This is a genomic window from Bradyrhizobium sp., from assembly GCF_016213215.1.
Classification (GTDB): domain Bacteria; phylum Pseudomonadota; class Alphaproteobacteria; order Rhizobiales; family Xanthobacteraceae; genus Bradyrhizobium.
This window is the reverse complement of sequence record NZ_JACRAW010000138.1, coordinates 12,814-28,079: the sequence shown is the minus strand read 5'-3', so window position 1 is coordinate 28,079 and position 15,266 is coordinate 12,814. Positions and strand designations below refer to the sequence as shown.

Sequence of the window (15,266 nt, the reverse complement as noted above, 5' to 3'; positions counted from 1 at the left end):
GCGCGTGGCGGCCTTCGTCGTAATGGAAATACTCGGGGCCGATGGTGCGGATCGGGACCAGCCCGTCGGCGCCGGTATCATCGAGCTTCACGAAAAGGCCGGCGCGAGTGACGCCGGAGATGCGCCCCTGGAAAGTCGCGCCGATGCGGTCGGCGAGGTGATGGGCGATCAGCCGGTCGGTGGTCTCGCGCTCGGCCTTCATCGCCCGCCGTTCGGTCACCGAAATCTGCGCCGCGACCTCGGCCAATCGCTCCGGCGTCTCGTGCTCGGCGAGCGCGCCCTCGCCGAGCCCCAGCGCGCGGATCAGGGCGCGATGGACAACGAGGTCCGCATAGCGCCGGATCGGGGAGGTGAAGTGCGCATAGCGACGCAGGTTGAGGCCGAAATGGCCATAGTTCTCCGCCGAATACTCCGCCTGGGCCTGCGCGCGCAGCACCACCTCGCTGACGAGCGGGTAGTGGTCGCGGCCTTCGAACTGGGCCAGCACGAAGTTGAACATCGACGGGCGCAGCGGTCCGCTTTTCTTGAAGGGAACGTCGAGGCTTTCGAGGAATTCCTGGAGCGCCAGCACCTTCTCGACCGACGGCTCGTCGTGCACGCGGTAGATCAGCGGCAACGACTTCTTCTCCAGCATTTCGGCAGCCGCGACGTTGGCGAGGATCATGAATTCCTCGATCAGCCGGTGCGCGTCGAGCCGTTCCGGCACGACCACCCGATCGACCGTGCCGTCGGCTTTCAGGAGGATCTTGCGCTCGGGAATCTCGAGATTGAGCGGATCACGCTCGTCCCGCGCGCGCTTGACGCAGTGATAGGCCTCGTAAAGCGGCTTGATGATGGGATCGAGCAGGGGGCCGGTGACATCGTCCGGCTTTCCGTCCATGGCGGCCTGGGCCTGCGCATAATGCAGCTTCGCCGCCGAGCGCATCAGCACGCGGTGGAAGCTGTGCGAGCGCTTGCGGCCGTCGGCACCGATCACCATCCGAACCGCGAGCGCGCCGCGCGACTCGCCCGGCACCAGCGAGCACAGATTGTTGGAGATGCGCTCGGGCAGCATCGGCACCACGCGGTCCGGGAAATAGACCGAATTGCCGCGGGTCAACGCATCGCGGTCAAGCGCCGTACCCGGCCGGACATAGAAGGCGACGTCGGCGATCGCGACATGGACGATGTAGCCGCCCTTGTTGTTCGGATCGATATCGGGCTCGGCGTGAACCGCGTCGTCGTGATCCTTGGCGTCGGGCGGGTCGATGGTGACGAGCGGGACATCGCGCCAGTCCTCGCGCCCTTTCAAAGCTGCAGGCTCTGCCGCTTCCGCTTCGCCGGTCGCCGCCGGCGAGAACTGGAGCGGGATGTCGTGGGCACAGATCGCGATCAGGCTGATCGCCTTTTCCGACTTGACCGAACCGAGCTTTTCTTTGACCCGGCCCGAAGCCAGGCCGAAGGCGCGGGTGCGGACAAGATCGACGCTGACGAGATCGCCGTCTTTGGCTTCGAGCTGGTCGCCGGGTGCAATGTTGAGCTCGCGGTCGGCAAACTTCTTGTCCACCGGGACCAGCCGGCCGCCGCCGTTCGGAAGCGCCCGGAATATGCCGAGAATCCGGCTCTTGGCGCGGTCGATGAGCTTGATGACGCGTCCGCGATAGGCGACGCCTTCGCCGTCCTCGCTGCGTTCCACCCGCAATAGCGCCCGGTCGCCGACGCCGGCAGTGGTGCCCGGCTGCGGCCGGCGCGGGATGTGAATACGGATCTTCGGCGGCTCGCCGTTTTCGACCTCGTCCCATTCGGCGGGGATCGCGAGCAATTCACCGTCGCTGTCGCGGCCGGTGACGTCGGCCATCAGCGTCGGCGGCAGCGCCGCGGTCTCGGTGATCTTGCGCCGACGCTTGGTGATGACACCTTCGTCGGCAAGGTCGCGCAGGATGCGCCTGAGTTCGGCGCGATCGGCATTCTTCAGGCCGAACTCTCGCGCGATCTCGCGGGTACCGACCTTGCCGGGATAGGCTTTGATGAAGGCGACGATGGCATTCCGGTCGGGAAAGCCATGGTCATGCTTGCGTTTCACTTAACCTCTTGCCTTGCCGGCGCTCTTCTTCGCCGGCGCTTTTGGCGCGGCGGCCGTCTTCTTCGCTGATGTCTTGGCGATCGTTGAAACCCCCGCGCGCGCCTTGCTGGTGGCTTCCGATTTCGGCTTGCTCGCGGCCTTCTTTGCCGCGGGCTTCTTTGCAGCCTTCTTGGCAGGTTCGGGCGCAGCAGCTTCCGCGCTCTCGGCCTTGGCTGCCTTGCCCTTCTTCGCTGCTTTCGCCTTGCCGGCCTTGGCCTTGCCGCCGCTCTTGGCCTTACCGCCGCCCTTGGCCGCGCGCTCGTCGATCAGCGCGATCGCCTGTTCGAGCGTAATCGTGTCCTTGTCCATCTCGCTCGGTATCGTGGCGTTGACGCCGCCCGACGAGACATAGGGGCCATAGCGTCCGTTCTTCACGGCGACCGCGCCGAGCGCCGGGTGATCACCAAGCACCTTGCCGGGATCGGCGCCAAAACGTCGGCCCGGACCCTTGGCGACCTTCTCCGCAATCAGCGTCACCGCGCGGTTGAGGCCGATATCGAAGACTTCATCGCCCGCTTCGAGACTTGCATAGGTCTTATCGTGGCGGACGAACGGACCGAAGCGGCCGATGCCGGCCGTGATCGGCAATCCCGTCTCCGGATGCCTGCCGATTTCGCGCGGCAGCGACAGCAGCTTGAGCGCCAGCTCGAGATCCATGTCGGCGGGCGAGGTGCCCTTGGGAATGCCGGCGCGCCTGGGCTTTTCGCCTTCCGCGTAGTCCTTCTGCTCGCCGAGCTGGATATAGGGGCCGAAGCGTCCGGCCTTCACCGTGACGTCGAGACCGGTGTCCGGGTCCTGGCCCAGCACGCGATCCGCGCTCGCCCCATCGCCGTCGGCGGCGAGCGGGCGGGTGTAGCGGCATTCCGGATAGTTGCTGCAACCGACGAAGGCGCCGAACTTGCCGGCCTTCAGGTTGAGACGGCCGCTGCCGCAGCCCGGGCATTGCCTGACATCGCCGCCGTCGGCACGGGGCGGGTAGATGTGCGGCCCGAGCATTTCGTCCAGCGCATCCAGCACCTGCGCGACGCGCAAATCCTTGATGTCATCGACTGCGCCGATGAAGTCGCCCCAGAAATCCTTCAGGACCTGCTGCCAGGAGATCTCGTTGTTGGAGATGCGGTCGAGCTGCTCCTCGAGGTCGGCAGTGAAGTCGTACTCGACATAGCGGCGGAAGAAGTTTTCCAGGAACGCGACGACGACGCGGCCCTTGTCCTCGCCATGCAGGCGCTTCTTGTCCAGCCGGACATAGCCGCGATCCTTCAGGACCTGCAGGATCGAGGCATAGGTCGAGGGTCGGCCGATGCCGAGCTCTTCCATGCGTTTGACGAGGGAGGCTTCGGAGAAGCGCGGTGGCGGCTCGGTGAAATGCTGGGTGACCGAAAGATCATGACGCTTGAGGCTTTCGCCCTCGCTCATGCCGGGCAGGCGGCGAGAGTCCTCGTCTTCCTCGTCGTCGTGGCCTTCCTGATAAAGCGCGAGGAAGCCGTCGAACTTGACGACTTGGCCGGTGGCGCGCAGTTCGAGGTTGCGCGCGCCCGCCTTTGCCGCGATGTCGATCGTGGTGCGCTCGAGCTCGGCGGATTCCATCTGGCTTGCGATGGTGCGCTTCCAGATCAACTCATAGAGTCTGGCCTGATCGGTATCGAGCCGACGACGCATGCTGTCGGGGCGCCGCGACAGGTCGGTCGGCCGGATCGCCTCGTGCGCTTCCTGGGCGTTCTTGGCCTTGGTCTGGTACTGGCGCGGGCTGTCCGGCACGTAAGCGTTGCCGTAATCCTCGCCGATCACCGTGCGCGCCTGCGTGATCGCTTCGCCCGCGATCTGCACGCCGTCGGTACGCATATAAGTAATGAGTCCGGTGGTCTCGCCGCCGATGTCGATACCCTCGTAGAGCCGCTGCGCGATTCGCATGGTGTGCGCCGGCGCAAAGCCGAGCTTGCGGCTTGCCTCCTGCTGCAGGGTCGAAGTGGTGAAGGGGGCCTGCGGATTGCGCTTGGCGGGCTTGGCGTCAACCGTCGTGACGGTGAAGCTCGCCGCCTCCAGCGCCTTCTTGAACGCCTCGGCTTCCGCGCCGCTGCCGATGTCCAGCCTCTGGATCTTCTTGCCGTCGGCGCCGACGAGGCGCGCCTCGAAGGCCTCGCCGCGCGGGGTCAAAAGCGTGGCGATCAGCGACCAGTATTCCCTGGCAACGAACTTCTCGATCTCGAGCTCGCGGTCGCAGACGAGCCGCAGCGCCACCGATTGCACCCGGCCGGCCGAGCGCGCGCCCGGCAGTTTGCGCCACAGCACAGGCGAGAGGGTGAAGCCGACCAGGTCATCGAGCGCCCGGCGCGCCATGTAGGCGTCGACCAGGGCGCCGTCGATCTGGCGCGGGTTCTTCATGGCCTCCGAAACGGCCTGCTTGGTAATGGCGTTGAAGACGACGCGCTCGACCTTCTGGTCTTTCAGCGCGCGCTTCTCTTTAAGGATCTCCAGCACGTGCCAGGAGATCGCCTCGCCCTCGCGGTCGGGGTCGGTGGCCAGAATCAGGCGCTCGGCGCCCTTGACCGATCTTGCGATCTCATTCAGCCGGCCGGCGGCCTTGGGGTCCACCTCCCATATCATCCGGAAATTGTGGTCCGGATCGACGGAACCGTTCTTGGCCGGGAGGTCGCGGACATGGCCAAAGGAGGCCAGTACCTCGTAGGACGAGCCCAAATATTTGTTGATCGTCTTGGCTTTCGCCGGCGACTCCACAATGACGATATTCATGTAGTTCCAGTGACTTGCGGGAAAAATTCAGGCCGTATTCGCGGGACTCGCGTCGGCCGTCTGGACCCGAACATGGGTGTCGCGGACGTCTCTGTCAAATCGACAACCTTTGAGCAAGCCCCAAACGAGCCCTGCTCACTATCTAAAAAGTTGCAAAATACGCCCTAGAGTTGCGCTACCCCCTGGCGTAAGGTGCCCAAAATACCAGGATTCGGATTGGGTTCGTTGACGACTTCAGGTCGCAAACGCAAGCTCGCGTCTTCAGCTGGGGAGGGGCCTTCGGGGGGAGATGATCCGCCGGGAGAAGGCGGCCCCGACGAGGCGGTAGCCTTTATTGCCGAGACGGTGGTCGGGCTGCGCAAGCTCGCCGAACGTCACAGCCTGGACGTGCTTCATCACTTGCTCGGCATGGTCCAGTTGGAGGCCGAGGAGCGGCTCCGCCTGCGTAGCAAGCGGAAGCTGTCGTGAGCTGTGCTCGGCCTGTGCCGAGCGGCCTTTGCCTCCAGCGGTATTTTCTTGCGGTACGCGGCCAGGCTCACTCGCCCGACGCCGCGCTGGCTAGATCAACGACACCAGTCCGCCGCCGTGACGTTCGAGCCGGCCGGCCAGCTCGAGCTCCAGCAGGACCGTACGCACGATCGCGGGCGATGCCCCCGACATGCGGACGAGATCGTCGATCGAGACCGCAGTGGGGCCGAGCAGGCCGACGATCTGGTGGCGGTCGTGTGCCTCTGGGTCGAAGTCCAGCGGCTCACTTTCGGTCTCGCCGGCGGGCAGCATCGGCGGCCGCTCGATGATGGGCTGCACGGCGTTAATGACATCGGCCGCTTCGGTCACCAGGCTCGCGCCCTGCTTGAGGAGATCGTTGGTGCCGGCGGCGCGCGGGTCGAGCGGGGAGCCCGGCACGGCAAAAACCTCGCGGCCTTGTTCGGCGGCCATGCGCGCGGTGATCAGGGATCCGGAGCGATGCGCGGCTTCCACCACCACCACGCCGAGCGAAGCGCCGGAGATCAGCCGGTTGCGCCGGGGAAAATCGCGCGCCCTCGGCTCATGGCCGAGCGGCATTTCGGAAATCGCCGCGCCGTTCTGCTCAAGCATCGCGGCCAGCAGCTCCTGGTGTTCCGGCGGATAGATCCGGTCATGCCCGCCGGCTAGCACCGCGACGGTGCCGCTTGGGATGCTGGCGCGATGCGCGGCCTGATCGATGCCGCGGGCCAGCCCGGAGATGACGACAAAGCCGGCCTCGCCGAGATCGCGCGCCAGGGTACCGGCGAATTTCAATCCGGCGGCGGAGGCGTTGCGCGAGCCCACGATCGCGATCATCGGCCGCGCCAAAGTGACCGCCGCGCCGCGCACGGCCAGCATCGGAGGCGCGTCATCGAGCATGGCGAGCCGGGCCGGATAACCGTCCTCGCCGGGCGCAAGCCAGCTCACGCCGAGCTCTTGGCCGGCGGCAAGCTCCGCTTTCGCTTCGCTCTCGCCATAGATGCGGCTAGAGCGCGCCGCGCCGCCGCGGCGGGCAAGCTCGGGCAAATGCTCCAGCGCCATCCGCGCGCTGCCGAAATGATCGATCAGCGAGCGGAACGTGCGAGGCCCCGGTATTATGGCGCAAACGCCACAAGAAAAATGACGGGGCCTGCCCATCTCCACAGCAAAGGAGATCACCATGCGCGGCAGACCTACCCGAAACCCCTACACCCGTCCGGCCATCTTCACCCTTGAGCGGCTTCACGCCGAACTAGGCGGGTTGATCCTTGAGAACAAGCAACGGCACGAGGAGTTGAGCGAGCAGATGCGGCACGTCGAGGCCGTCATCAAAATGCTGGACCCCAACTACAACCTGGCTGGCATCGCCGTGAAGCGGCGGAAGCCGAACAAGTGGTTCAAGCGGGGCACATTATATAGGAAGGCCGTGGATGTGCTCAGGACGGCCGCAGAGCCCATGACGGCGCAGGAGCTAGCCGCTGCCATCCTCGGCGCCCATGGCGTGCAGGGCGCCTCCAAAGAGGAGGTGCAGAACATATCGCTGGGGATACAGCACAGCCTAGCCAACCATGATGGCAAGGGGGTGGAGCGCGTCGGGGAGGCGAGGCCGTACAAGTGGCGGCTTACTTCTGGTTGAATCAAATCGTTCCCCCAGCCATGATCTGGCCGGGGGAACCATGACGCGTCGAGTCGCTATAGCTTTTCTCGTCTTGTGCAACGTGGCGCTCGGTATCTTGGTGCTATACTTTTTGTCGCGCGGCTATCAACCGCCTCCAAAAGACGCGCAAACTATTGAATATAAAGATTTTATTTCCATATTACTGACAGGGTTGGCCGTCATGATAGCTGTCATGACGGTTTTTCTCGCCGCTGCCGCCATTTGGGGCTACGAGCGAATCCGCAAAGACGTTCTGGAAGCCGCAGAGAAAGAGGCTAGAACGGTCGCGAAGGATGTCGCACAAACCGTCGCGGTTCGCACGGCCCGCGATGTATCTCCGTCCGAGACAACATCAGGCCAAGCGGACGCGTTAGTTGAGGCTCTAACCGCAGAGGAGGCGCAGCAATGATCGATGATCGAGAGAGCCCCATGGCGGTTGTGGTGAAGCACCAAAAGAAGCCGCCCGTCATGCTTGGACCGATAGCAAAAGAGTTGGGTATCCCCGTGAAGCTGGTGTCGCTCGGCAAGTCTATTGCCGGGCAGATCATGCGCGACCCTCTGCATGGGGGAACTTCTGGTTTTTCTATTTGGATAAACTCAGATGAGTCTAGGAACCGCCAAAAGTTCACTCTGGCGCATGAGTTAGCACACTACATTTTACATCGAGATTTGATCGAAAGCGGCATCGTGGACGATACGATGTATCGTAGTGAGTTGGGCAGCGTGTACGAAACACAGGCCAACCAATTGGCCGCCGACATTCTCATGCCCATCAGGCTGATAAAGAAGTACCGCGAGCAAAACCCGGCTTCTGACTTTTCGGAGTTGGCTAAAGTGTTTGAGGTGTCCGAACAGGCGATGAAAATTCGCCTTAGCGGGATGCGGTTCAACGCTCAATCTGCAACGTGACGCTGCCAGTAACCGGTGAAATCCACCGACTTTCCGCGCTTCAAGGCCAGCCCGGCAACCCGCTCTGTCTGCTCGCCATTCGAGACGCGACGGTTGTCCTCACGCCATGAGGATTCCTGCGCGTAGCGAAGCAAGTACGGACCGGCGATATGGTGGTGAATTCCGATCTCGCCGCGGCGAAGGCGGCTGAAATACTCCTCAGCCCAATTCGTGCAGGAGCCATTAAGGCTGTACGCCTCTTGATGGTTGATGCGCTTCACCTCGAACCGCTCATGCAGATGGTCCCAAGCGGCGGCTTCATCGGCGTGAACAGTCGTACCCTTGGCGATACGGGACCGGATGAAAGAGGCGGCCTTGCTCTCGGAGCTAAATACGGCCGGAACTGAATTGCCGCCGCGCTCGCGAACGATCACAACCACCTTGCGCTTGCCACTCTGGTTGCGGGTAAAGCGGCGGTCAAGGCGATCCGTCTTCATGTTGGCGGGCTTTACGTAGCCGCCGAAGTAGCCGCCATCCACCTCAGCCGTCTTGCCCTCGCCGCCGATCACGCGGCCCTTGAGTTCGTCCGCCATGGCTTCGCGTAGTTTGTGCAGAAGCACAAAGGCGCACTTGTAGGAGACGCAGAGGTCACGGGACAGGGCCAGCGCCGACTTGCCCTTCACTTCGTTGCAGAAGATCGCAATGGCCGCCAGATAGCAGCGCAGGGGAAGCTTGTGGCTGGCAAACAGGGTTCCGCTGGTAAGGGTAAAGTCCTTCTTGCAAGCGCGGCAGCGGAAGCGCGGCGCTCCCTTCAAACGGCGGCAGTCATAGGCGTCAACGCTGCCACAGTTCGGGCAAACCGGCTCGCCATTGGTATCGGCCCAACGGATGCGGCGGAAGGCAATTTCCGCGTCGGCATCCTTCATCTGGAATACCTGGGCCAGCGAGAGGGTCTTAGCTGCCCGGGAAAGAAGAAAGTGCTGTGCCATGTGATGCCCCTCTCGTTTGTGAGAGCTATCATATGTGATAGGTTTCGGGCTTGTCAACAGCAATCTATCAGATATGATAGCCTTCAAATGGAGGCGCCATGAACATCAAATCGGAAGAGGAATGGGCCGAACGGGCCGCAGCATTCCTGAAGCACAAGCTGAAGGATACCGAAGTCACGTATGCCGAGCTGGCTAAAAGGCTCAGGAAGCACGGGCTAAAGGAAACCGAAGCGTCGATTACAAACAAGCTGGCGCGCGGGACATTCCCAGCAACTTTCTTTCTTGCGTGTATCGCGGCGCTGGAATTGGAAGGTGTTGCTCTGGAGGAAATCTAGTTATCTATATCGTTTTGTGACCGCGATGCAGACTACGAAGTAGAGGCCAAACAAGAACAGAACACCGACCCAGATTCCACGTGTGACATCAGTGGGGCCGTGCCCATTTTGCGAGTTTGGCAGTGCGATATGTCCGAGCCCGCCAAAGAATAGAAACACGGCCAACGCGAACAAAAGAATGCCGCCCAAAACGTTTATTCCCTTTGGGGAAATCCTGCCGAGCGCAGAGAGCTCTTTGACGATCTCTCTGATCGTGGAAATTAATGATTCATCTGTGATGCGTATGACTGCCCAAAGCAAGAGAACGGCGGCACCTAGTTGCAGGTGCACGCCGAACATGTCCAAAATCTTATCAGCCATCGCGCAACCTGTCATCTCTCGCCATAAGAATGCCGATTAGAAAGAAGATTGCGCTCCCGGCAGCAAACAAAATCCCAAAGAATGGGTGTACGATAGGAAATCCGGTCATAGCGTAGGTAGTTAGCGAAAAGAGGAAAAAGACAAGCAAGGTAAGGCTTACCTTTTTCACCACTTCCGGCAGGCGTATCAACCCAGCGCGATCCTGTCGCAGATGACTCATTTGCGCCTCCGTATGCGCGGAAGCTTTGATGGCATCGAGAGCGTCTTTGGCTTGCCTATTGACGGCGCCTCTTTGTTCCCAGCCACGCGGAGGTGATGGCATCCGCTGACTGAAACCATAAGAACGTGGTTGAAGGTCCGCTCGCTGATTTGGTTGTCGCCCAGATGCAATGGAAGGGGCAGCAGCCGTTGAATAGTTATGCATTTGACGTACCTTGGTCTGGATTTTCCGTCCAGAACTTGCGTGCATCGTCTGCGAGCGCTTGACTTATACCGCCAAGCGCAACCATTTGGTTCAGTCGGTGTTCGAGAAACGCGACCGAGCGAACGAAATTTTCGACGGGCATTACCAGCTGGCAGACTATGGCCTCTTTGTTTGGCCCTACTAGGGTGGGGTCCGGGTCCCAGCGCGAAAGGTACATTTTCACGGCGCCAAACCCGAATGACTGGCTGGAAATTGCATCCGCAAATATGACCGGAATTTCCGGTGCAATCCGAACAGTAGGAATGTCTTGCTTTGACGAGTCGGTCATCGCCCCCCCCAGTTATCACTGAGGAATATCTAACCACTTCTCGTTGCAGACTCATAGATACTTTAGTCATTGTGAGCCCCTTGTGGCGTTTGCGCCATAATACCGCGAGGCCCGACATGATCGGAACGGATCAGTCGCAAGCGGTCGATCCGCTCGGCCTCGGTCAATTTCTCAGGTCTGCTGACGGCGTACACGGGCTCTCCTTGTGACCACAGCATGGAACAACCTGGACACGTGGGGAAGGGGGCGGATGGAATGCCGGCCCATTTCAGCCCGCCGGAATGACATCGACTTCAATTCTCGATAAGAGAGCCGGCCAATCCGATTGTCGGGAGCCGTCGTCATGATCTCTCTTTCCGACCTGCAGCGCCGTATCGAACAGGGCGAGCTGTCGCCCGACACCGCGGTGGCGCGATCACTTGAAGCCATCGAGACGCGCGACAAGGAGATCGGCGCCTTCGTCTGTCACGCCAAATCGGCGCACGCGGCCGAAAGCGGCCCGTTGCGCGGGATTGCCGTCGGCATCAAGGACATCATCGATACCGCCGATTTTCCCACCGAGATGGGTTCACCGATCTATCGCGGCTGGCGGCCGCGCGCCGATGCGCCCGTGGTGATGATGCTGAAGCGGGCGGGGGCCACCATCATCGGCAAGACCACGACGACGGCGTTTGCCGCGATGGACCCGACCCCGACCCTCAATCCACACAACCATGACCACACCCCGGGCGGCTCGTCCGCGGGTTCCGCCGCCAGCGTTGCCGCGGGCATGATTCCGCTCGCATTCGGCACCCAGACCGGCGGCTCGGTGATCCGCCCAGCGGCTTTCTGCGGCGTCGCCGCCATCAAGCCGTCCTATCGGCTGCTGCCGACCGTCGGCGTCAAATGCTACTCATGGGCGCTCGATACGGTCGGATTGTTTGCCGCAGGTAGCGAGGATCTCGCATGCGGTCTTGCCGCGATGACCGGCCGTGCCGACCTGCTTGCAATCGAGGCACCCAGGCCGCCGAGCTTCGGGGTGGTGACGCAGGACTTCGCGGGCAAGGCGGAACGCTCGGGCGAAGACGGCCTTCAGGCCGCGCTAAGGGCGGCGGAGCGCGCCGGCGCGTCGGTTCGAACGATCAGCCTGCCGGAGATCCTCGCGGACGCCTGGGGCATTCACCCCATCATCCAGGAATTCGAGGCTCATCACGCGCTTGCCTGGGAATATGGGACCCATCACGACGAGATCGCGCCGCTTCTGCGCGCAAGGCTCGACGGGACGGCCGGCCTGACGGCGGCCGAATATGACGAGGCGCGCGGGATCGCGCACCGCGCCCGCGGCGCGCTGGGCGAGATCTTCGACAGCATCGATGTGCTCCTGACCTACTCGGCGCCGGGGGCGGCGCCGAAGGGCCTTTCCTCGACCGGCGATCCCCGCTTCAACCGCCTGTGGACGCTGGTTGGAAATCCGTGCGTCAACGTGCCGACCCACCGCACGGAAGGCAATCTGCCCGTCGGCGTGCAGGTGATCGCGCGATTTGGTAACGACGTCGGTGCGCTGGCGGCGGCGCGGTTCCTCGAACAGGCGCTGGCGAAATCAAAGTAGCGCCGGCTCCGCCGCGAACGATGGCCCGGCTTCGCGCCGGCTGGGTGCCGACGCCGGCCCGCCGTCCGGGCCTTGCCGGAGCCAGCGGTCGGCGGCGCTGCGTCCCTTTCGGTGCAGCAGCGTGACAAAACCGCGTCCGAGGTCGGTGGCGCTCCGCTGTGCCAGCCCGTCGATCTCGTCCTCAGCCGCGATCCGGAAGATCCGCAAGGATGGCGCCATCGTGCGCCGCGCCCATTCCAGCGCAGCGAGTTCGGCGTTCAGTGCCGAATTCGCCGTGATCTGGTCGAGCCTGCGATCGATCGCCGCCAGCGTGATCGGAACGTAGCTGTCGCGTGACGGCGTAACCTGGACGACAAGCAGGTCGCTCGCCGCCGATTCCTGCACCAAGCGGACCAGCGGAGGATTGGCGCCGTAGCCGCCATCCCAATAGGCTTCTCCGTCGATCTCGACCGCGCAGTGGATCTGCGGCGGGCAGGTCGAGGCCAGCACGGCGTCGGCGGTGATCTCTTCATTGGTGAAGATCTGCTGATAGCCGTCGCGAATGCGCGTGGCGGCGATCAGAAGCTTGGGACAGGTCGCCGCGCGCAACGCCTCGAAGTTGATGTTCCTCGCCAGCGCACGACGCAGCGGATCGAGATCGAAAGGATCGAAATGTCCCGACCGCAGCGTCGGCCCGAACGCAACCGAGCTGCCGGCCGGCGAAAATGCTCCGAGCAACATCAGCGAGCGGAACGATGCTTCCTGGATCACGCGTTGCCAGAACCGGTCGAGCCGCGCCCGCGCGCGCTCGCGGCCGCCTTCGGCGAGCCCGCTCGCCAGCAGTACCGCATTGACTGCGCCGGCGCTGGCGCCGCTGATCGCATCGAAACTGACGTCGGGCTCCTCCAGCAGCCTTTCCAGCACACCCCAGGTGAAGGCTGCGAAGGTGCCGCCGCCCTGCAGGGCAAGGGATAGTTTTCGTGGCGGCCAGGCGGGGCTCTCTGCAGCGTTGATGTTATGCCGGGTGGTGATCTCTGCTGCCGGCTCGATATCTGCGCTGCGCGCCGTTGTTGCCGTTGTTGTTGGCAGCTCCGCCTCGTGCGTGACTTGCTCGGGCACGTGCTCGGCGGATCGGACCGCGCGCTCGCCGGACCAGATGTCGGCCGATGCCAGCAAGCGGCTGGCCGCCGAGCGAGCAGGCGCTACCGGCTCAAGCACCGCGGCTTGCCGCTTCCCACCATCAAGCGCGACGTCGTTGATCCGGCCCATCGATTCAACCGCATTTGCGATTCACTCCCGACAGGATGACAGGCGCGTTGGCGGTTCGCCAGCACCTCGCGAAATTGCTAACGGAATTTGCCTGAGTGTGGCTTCGGCGCTTCTTACGACTTCTGCCCGATCCGGCTTTCCGTGCCGGCCTGCAGGCGCTTGATGTTCTCGCGGTGCATGTAGAACAGCAGGAGCGTCAGCACCGCGATCAGTGAGGCGAGCGCCGCGTGGCCGAACCACAACAGGAACAGCGGCGTGGCAAAGCTCGCCACCAGCGCCGAAAGCGAGGAGTAGCGCGAAGTAAAGGCGGTCGCGAGCCAGAGCAGGCAGAAGAACAGGGCGCCCGGCCAGAACAGGCCGAGCAGCACGCCGATATAGACCGCAACGCCCTTGCCGCCCTTGAACTTGAGCCACACCGGGAAAATGTGGCCGAGGAAGGCGCCGAGTCCCGCCAGCATCGCCGCGTTCGGTCCCCCGACATAGCCGGCGATGACGACCGCAACCGTGCCTTTGAGGGCGTCGAGCAGCAGTGTCGCCGCGGCAAGCCCCTTGCGGCCGGTGCGCAAGACGTTGGTGGCGCCGATATTGCCGGAACCGACCGAGCGCAGGTCCTGCGTCCCGGCAAGCCTGGTCAGGACGAGCCCGAACGGGATCGAGCCGAGCAGGTAGCCGATGATGAGGGCCACGGGGAGGAAAGCTTCAGGTGCCATCGCCGTTTCTCCCTGTCCGGCGGATTCCGCCCAGTGAGTCTTTTCTTGACGCGCTTTCTTGACGCGAACCGGTGCCCACTTCGCTCGAAAACGCCCTAGACATGCTCATAGACGGTCCGCCCGCCGACGATGGTGCGCATCACGCGGCCCGAAAAGCGGGCCTCATCGAATGGCGTATTCTTGCATTGTGACTTCAGATCGGCGGGATCGAGCACCCACGGCGTGTCGGGATCGATCACGATCACGTCGGCCGGCGCACCGGTGCGCATGGTGCCGCCGGGCAAGCCCATCAGTTCCGCGGGGCGCGTCGACATCGCCCGGATCAGCGTCTTGAAGTCCAGTTCGCCGTTATGGATCAGCCGCAGCGCGGCCGGCAGCATGGTCTGCAGCCCGACGGCACCGGGAGCCGCCTCGGCGAATGGCAGGCGCTTGACCTCGACGTCCTGCGGGTTGTGGTCCGACATGATGACGTCGACGAGGCCCGAGGCCAGCGCTGCGACCAGAGCCTTGCGGTCGTTCTCGGTGCGCAGCGGCGGGCACAGTTTGAGGAATGTCCGGTAGGGGCCGATGTCGTTCTCGTTCAGCGTCACGTGATTGATCGACACCGATGCGCTGACGGCAAGCCCGGCCTCCCGCGCCCGCTTCAGGACTTCGAGCGAGTCGATGCAGGTCAGTGAAGCCGCGTGATAGCGCCCGCCGGTCAGTGCGACGAGACGCAGGTCGCGCTCCAGCATGATGGTTTCCGCGGCATTGGGAATGCCCATCAACCCGAGGCGCGTGGCGAACTCGCCCTCGTTCATCACGCCTTCGCCCACGAGGTCCGGGTCTTCGGTGTGATGCACGATCAGCGCGTCGAAATCGCGCGCATAGGTGAGCGCCCGCCGCATGACCAGCGCGTTCGTGACGCTCTTGTCGCCGTCGCTGAAGGCGACCGCGCCGGCCGCCTTCAGCAGCCCGAACTCGGTCATCTCCTCGCCGCGCATGCCCTTGGTCAGCGCGGCCATCGGATGAATGTTGACGATCGCCGTGTCGCGGGCCCGCCGCAGCACGAAGTCGACGGTCGCCGAATTGTCGATCACGGGCGACGTATCGGGCTGGCAGATGATGGTGGTGATGCCGCCGGTCGCCGCCGCCTGGCTGGCCGAGGCGAACGTCTCGCGATGGCTCAAGCCCGGCTCGCCGGCAAAGGCGCGCATGTCGACCAGGCCCGGGGCGACGACCTTGCCGGAGCAATTGACGATGTCGGTGCCTTCGGGCACGCCCGCCGCGCCGATGCCGCGCCGGGTCTCGCGGATGATGCCGTCGGCGATCAGGACGTCGGCGATGCCGTCGAAATCGCGCGACGGATCGATAACGCGGGCGTTGGCGAGCAGGATGGGGCGGCGATCGGTCAGCATCGGC

16 protein-coding genes and 1 pseudogene are annotated in these 15,266 nt (G+C 63.5%); 6 read left to right on the top strand and 11 right to left on the bottom strand.

Annotated elements, in window-relative coordinates; all coding sequences use genetic code 11:
- Together rnr and topA are read right to left on the bottom strand one after the other, a co-directional pair.
- Nucleotides 1–2,062, bottom strand: a 2,062-nt coding sequence (gene rnr, locus HY852_RS22870) for a ribonuclease R (RefSeq protein ID WP_291607164.1), incomplete at its 3' end; no start/stop codon positions are given.
- Nucleotides 2,063–4,852, bottom strand: coding sequence for a type I DNA topoisomerase (topA, locus tag HY852_RS22865; RefSeq protein WP_291607163.1), 2,790 nt, complete (start codon nucleotides 4,850–4,852; stop codon nucleotides 2,063–2,065).
- Nucleotides 4,853–5,077: 225 nt separating this feature from the next.
- Between topA and HY852_RS22860 the strand changes: the two genes are divergently transcribed.
- Nucleotides 5,078–5,320, top strand: a complete 243-nt coding sequence (locus tag HY852_RS22860) for a hypothetical protein (protein ID WP_291607167.1) — start codon at nucleotides 5,078–5,080, stop codon at nucleotides 5,318–5,320.
- A gap of 90 nt (nucleotides 5,321–5,410) precedes the next feature.
- Here the strand turns inward: HY852_RS22860 and dprA are convergent.
- Nucleotides 5,411–6,448: pseudogene (dprA, locus tag HY852_RS22855) on the bottom strand (DNA-processing protein DprA); the annotation flags it as partial.
- A gap of 70 nt (nucleotides 6,449–6,518) precedes the next feature.
- On the opposite strand from dprA, the gene HY852_RS22850 reads away from it, so the two are divergent.
- From HY852_RS22850 to HY852_RS22840, 3 genes are read left to right on the top strand one after another with little or no spacing between them, the layout of a single operon-like run.
- On the top strand, nucleotides 6,519–6,974 hold the full coding sequence (locus HY852_RS22850) for a hypothetical protein (protein WP_291607162.1): 456 nt from the start codon (nucleotides 6,519–6,521) through the stop codon (nucleotides 6,972–6,974).
- A 40-nt stretch (nucleotides 6,975–7,014) separates the two neighbouring features.
- The gene (locus tag HY852_RS22845; protein WP_291607161.1) at nucleotides 7,015–7,404 is read left to right on the top strand and encodes a hypothetical protein; all 390 of its coding nucleotides are present in this window, start codon (nucleotides 7,015–7,017) and stop codon (nucleotides 7,402–7,404) included.
- Nucleotides 7,401–7,904 (top strand): ImmA/IrrE family metallo-endopeptidase, encoded by a 504-nt coding sequence (locus HY852_RS22840; RefSeq protein WP_291607160.1) that lies wholly within the window; start codon nucleotides 7,401–7,403, stop codon nucleotides 7,902–7,904. Before HY852_RS22845 ends, HY852_RS22840 begins: the two co-directional genes overlap by 4 nt.
- On the opposite strand, the gene HY852_RS22835 is transcribed toward HY852_RS22840, so the two are convergent.
- Nucleotides 7,889–8,872, bottom strand: coding sequence for an IS1595 family transposase (locus HY852_RS22835; RefSeq protein ID WP_291607159.1), 984 nt, complete (start codon nucleotides 8,870–8,872; stop codon nucleotides 7,889–7,891). The genes HY852_RS22840 and HY852_RS22835 overlap by 16 nt on opposite strands.
- Before the next feature lie 98 nt (nucleotides 8,873–8,970).
- Between HY852_RS22835 and HY852_RS22830 the strand changes: the two genes are divergently transcribed.
- Complete coding sequence (locus tag HY852_RS22830; protein WP_234684005.1) at nucleotides 8,971–9,207, top strand: DUF6471 domain-containing protein; 237 nt, start codon at nucleotides 8,971–8,973, stop codon at nucleotides 9,205–9,207.
- On the opposite strand, the gene HY852_RS22825 is transcribed toward HY852_RS22830, so the two are convergent.
- The 4 genes from HY852_RS22825 to HY852_RS27995 form a co-directional block, all read right to left on the bottom strand.
- The gene (locus tag HY852_RS22825) at nucleotides 9,208–9,567 is read right to left on the bottom strand and encodes a hypothetical protein (protein WP_291607158.1); all 360 of its coding nucleotides are present in this window, start codon (nucleotides 9,565–9,567) and stop codon (nucleotides 9,208–9,210) included.
- Nucleotides 9,560–9,787 carry a hypothetical protein gene (locus HY852_RS22820; protein WP_291607157.1) on the bottom strand — a complete coding sequence of 76 codons (228 nt, stop codon included), beginning with the start codon at nucleotides 9,785–9,787 and terminating at the stop codon, nucleotides 9,560–9,562. Before HY852_RS22820 ends, HY852_RS22825 begins: the two co-directional genes overlap by 8 nt.
- A 196-nt stretch (nucleotides 9,788–9,983) precedes the next feature.
- Entirely contained in the window at nucleotides 9,984–10,319 is a 336-nt protein-coding gene (locus tag HY852_RS22815) for a hypothetical protein (RefSeq protein ID WP_291607156.1), read from the bottom strand.
- Nucleotides 10,320–10,381: 62 nt separating this feature from the next.
- Nucleotides 10,382–10,537, bottom strand: coding sequence for a hypothetical protein (locus tag HY852_RS27995; RefSeq protein WP_367116404.1), 156 nt, complete (start codon nucleotides 10,535–10,537; stop codon nucleotides 10,382–10,384).
- A gap of 125 nt (nucleotides 10,538–10,662) precedes the next feature.
- On the opposite strand from HY852_RS27995, the gene HY852_RS22810 reads away from it, so the two are divergent.
- Nucleotides 10,663–11,907 carry an amidase gene (locus HY852_RS22810; protein WP_291607155.1) on the top strand — a complete coding sequence of 415 codons (1,245 nt, stop codon included), beginning with the start codon at nucleotides 10,663–10,665 and terminating at the stop codon, nucleotides 11,905–11,907.
- On the opposite strand, the gene HY852_RS22805 is transcribed toward HY852_RS22810, so the two are convergent.
- The 3 genes from HY852_RS22805 to HY852_RS22795 all read right to left on the bottom strand — a co-directional run bounded on the left by HY852_RS22805 (nucleotide 11,899) and on the right by HY852_RS22795 (nucleotide 15,262).
- Nucleotides 11,899–13,155, bottom strand: a complete 1,257-nt coding sequence (locus HY852_RS22805; protein ID WP_291607154.1) for a patatin-like phospholipase family protein — start codon at nucleotides 13,153–13,155, stop codon at nucleotides 11,899–11,901. The genes HY852_RS22810 and HY852_RS22805 overlap by 9 nt on opposite strands.
- A gap of 113 nt (nucleotides 13,156–13,268) precedes the next feature.
- The gene (gene plsY, locus HY852_RS22800) at nucleotides 13,269–13,865 is read right to left on the bottom strand and encodes a glycerol-3-phosphate 1-O-acyltransferase PlsY (protein ID WP_291607153.1); all 597 of its coding nucleotides are present in this window, start codon (nucleotides 13,863–13,865) and stop codon (nucleotides 13,269–13,271) included.
- Nucleotides 13,866–13,960: 95 nt separating this feature from the next.
- Nucleotides 13,961–15,262 carry a dihydroorotase gene (locus HY852_RS22795; protein ID WP_291607166.1) on the bottom strand — a complete coding sequence of 434 codons (1,302 nt, stop codon included), beginning with the start codon at nucleotides 15,260–15,262 and terminating at the stop codon, nucleotides 13,961–13,963.
- Nucleotides 15,263–15,266 lie beyond the last annotated feature (4 nt).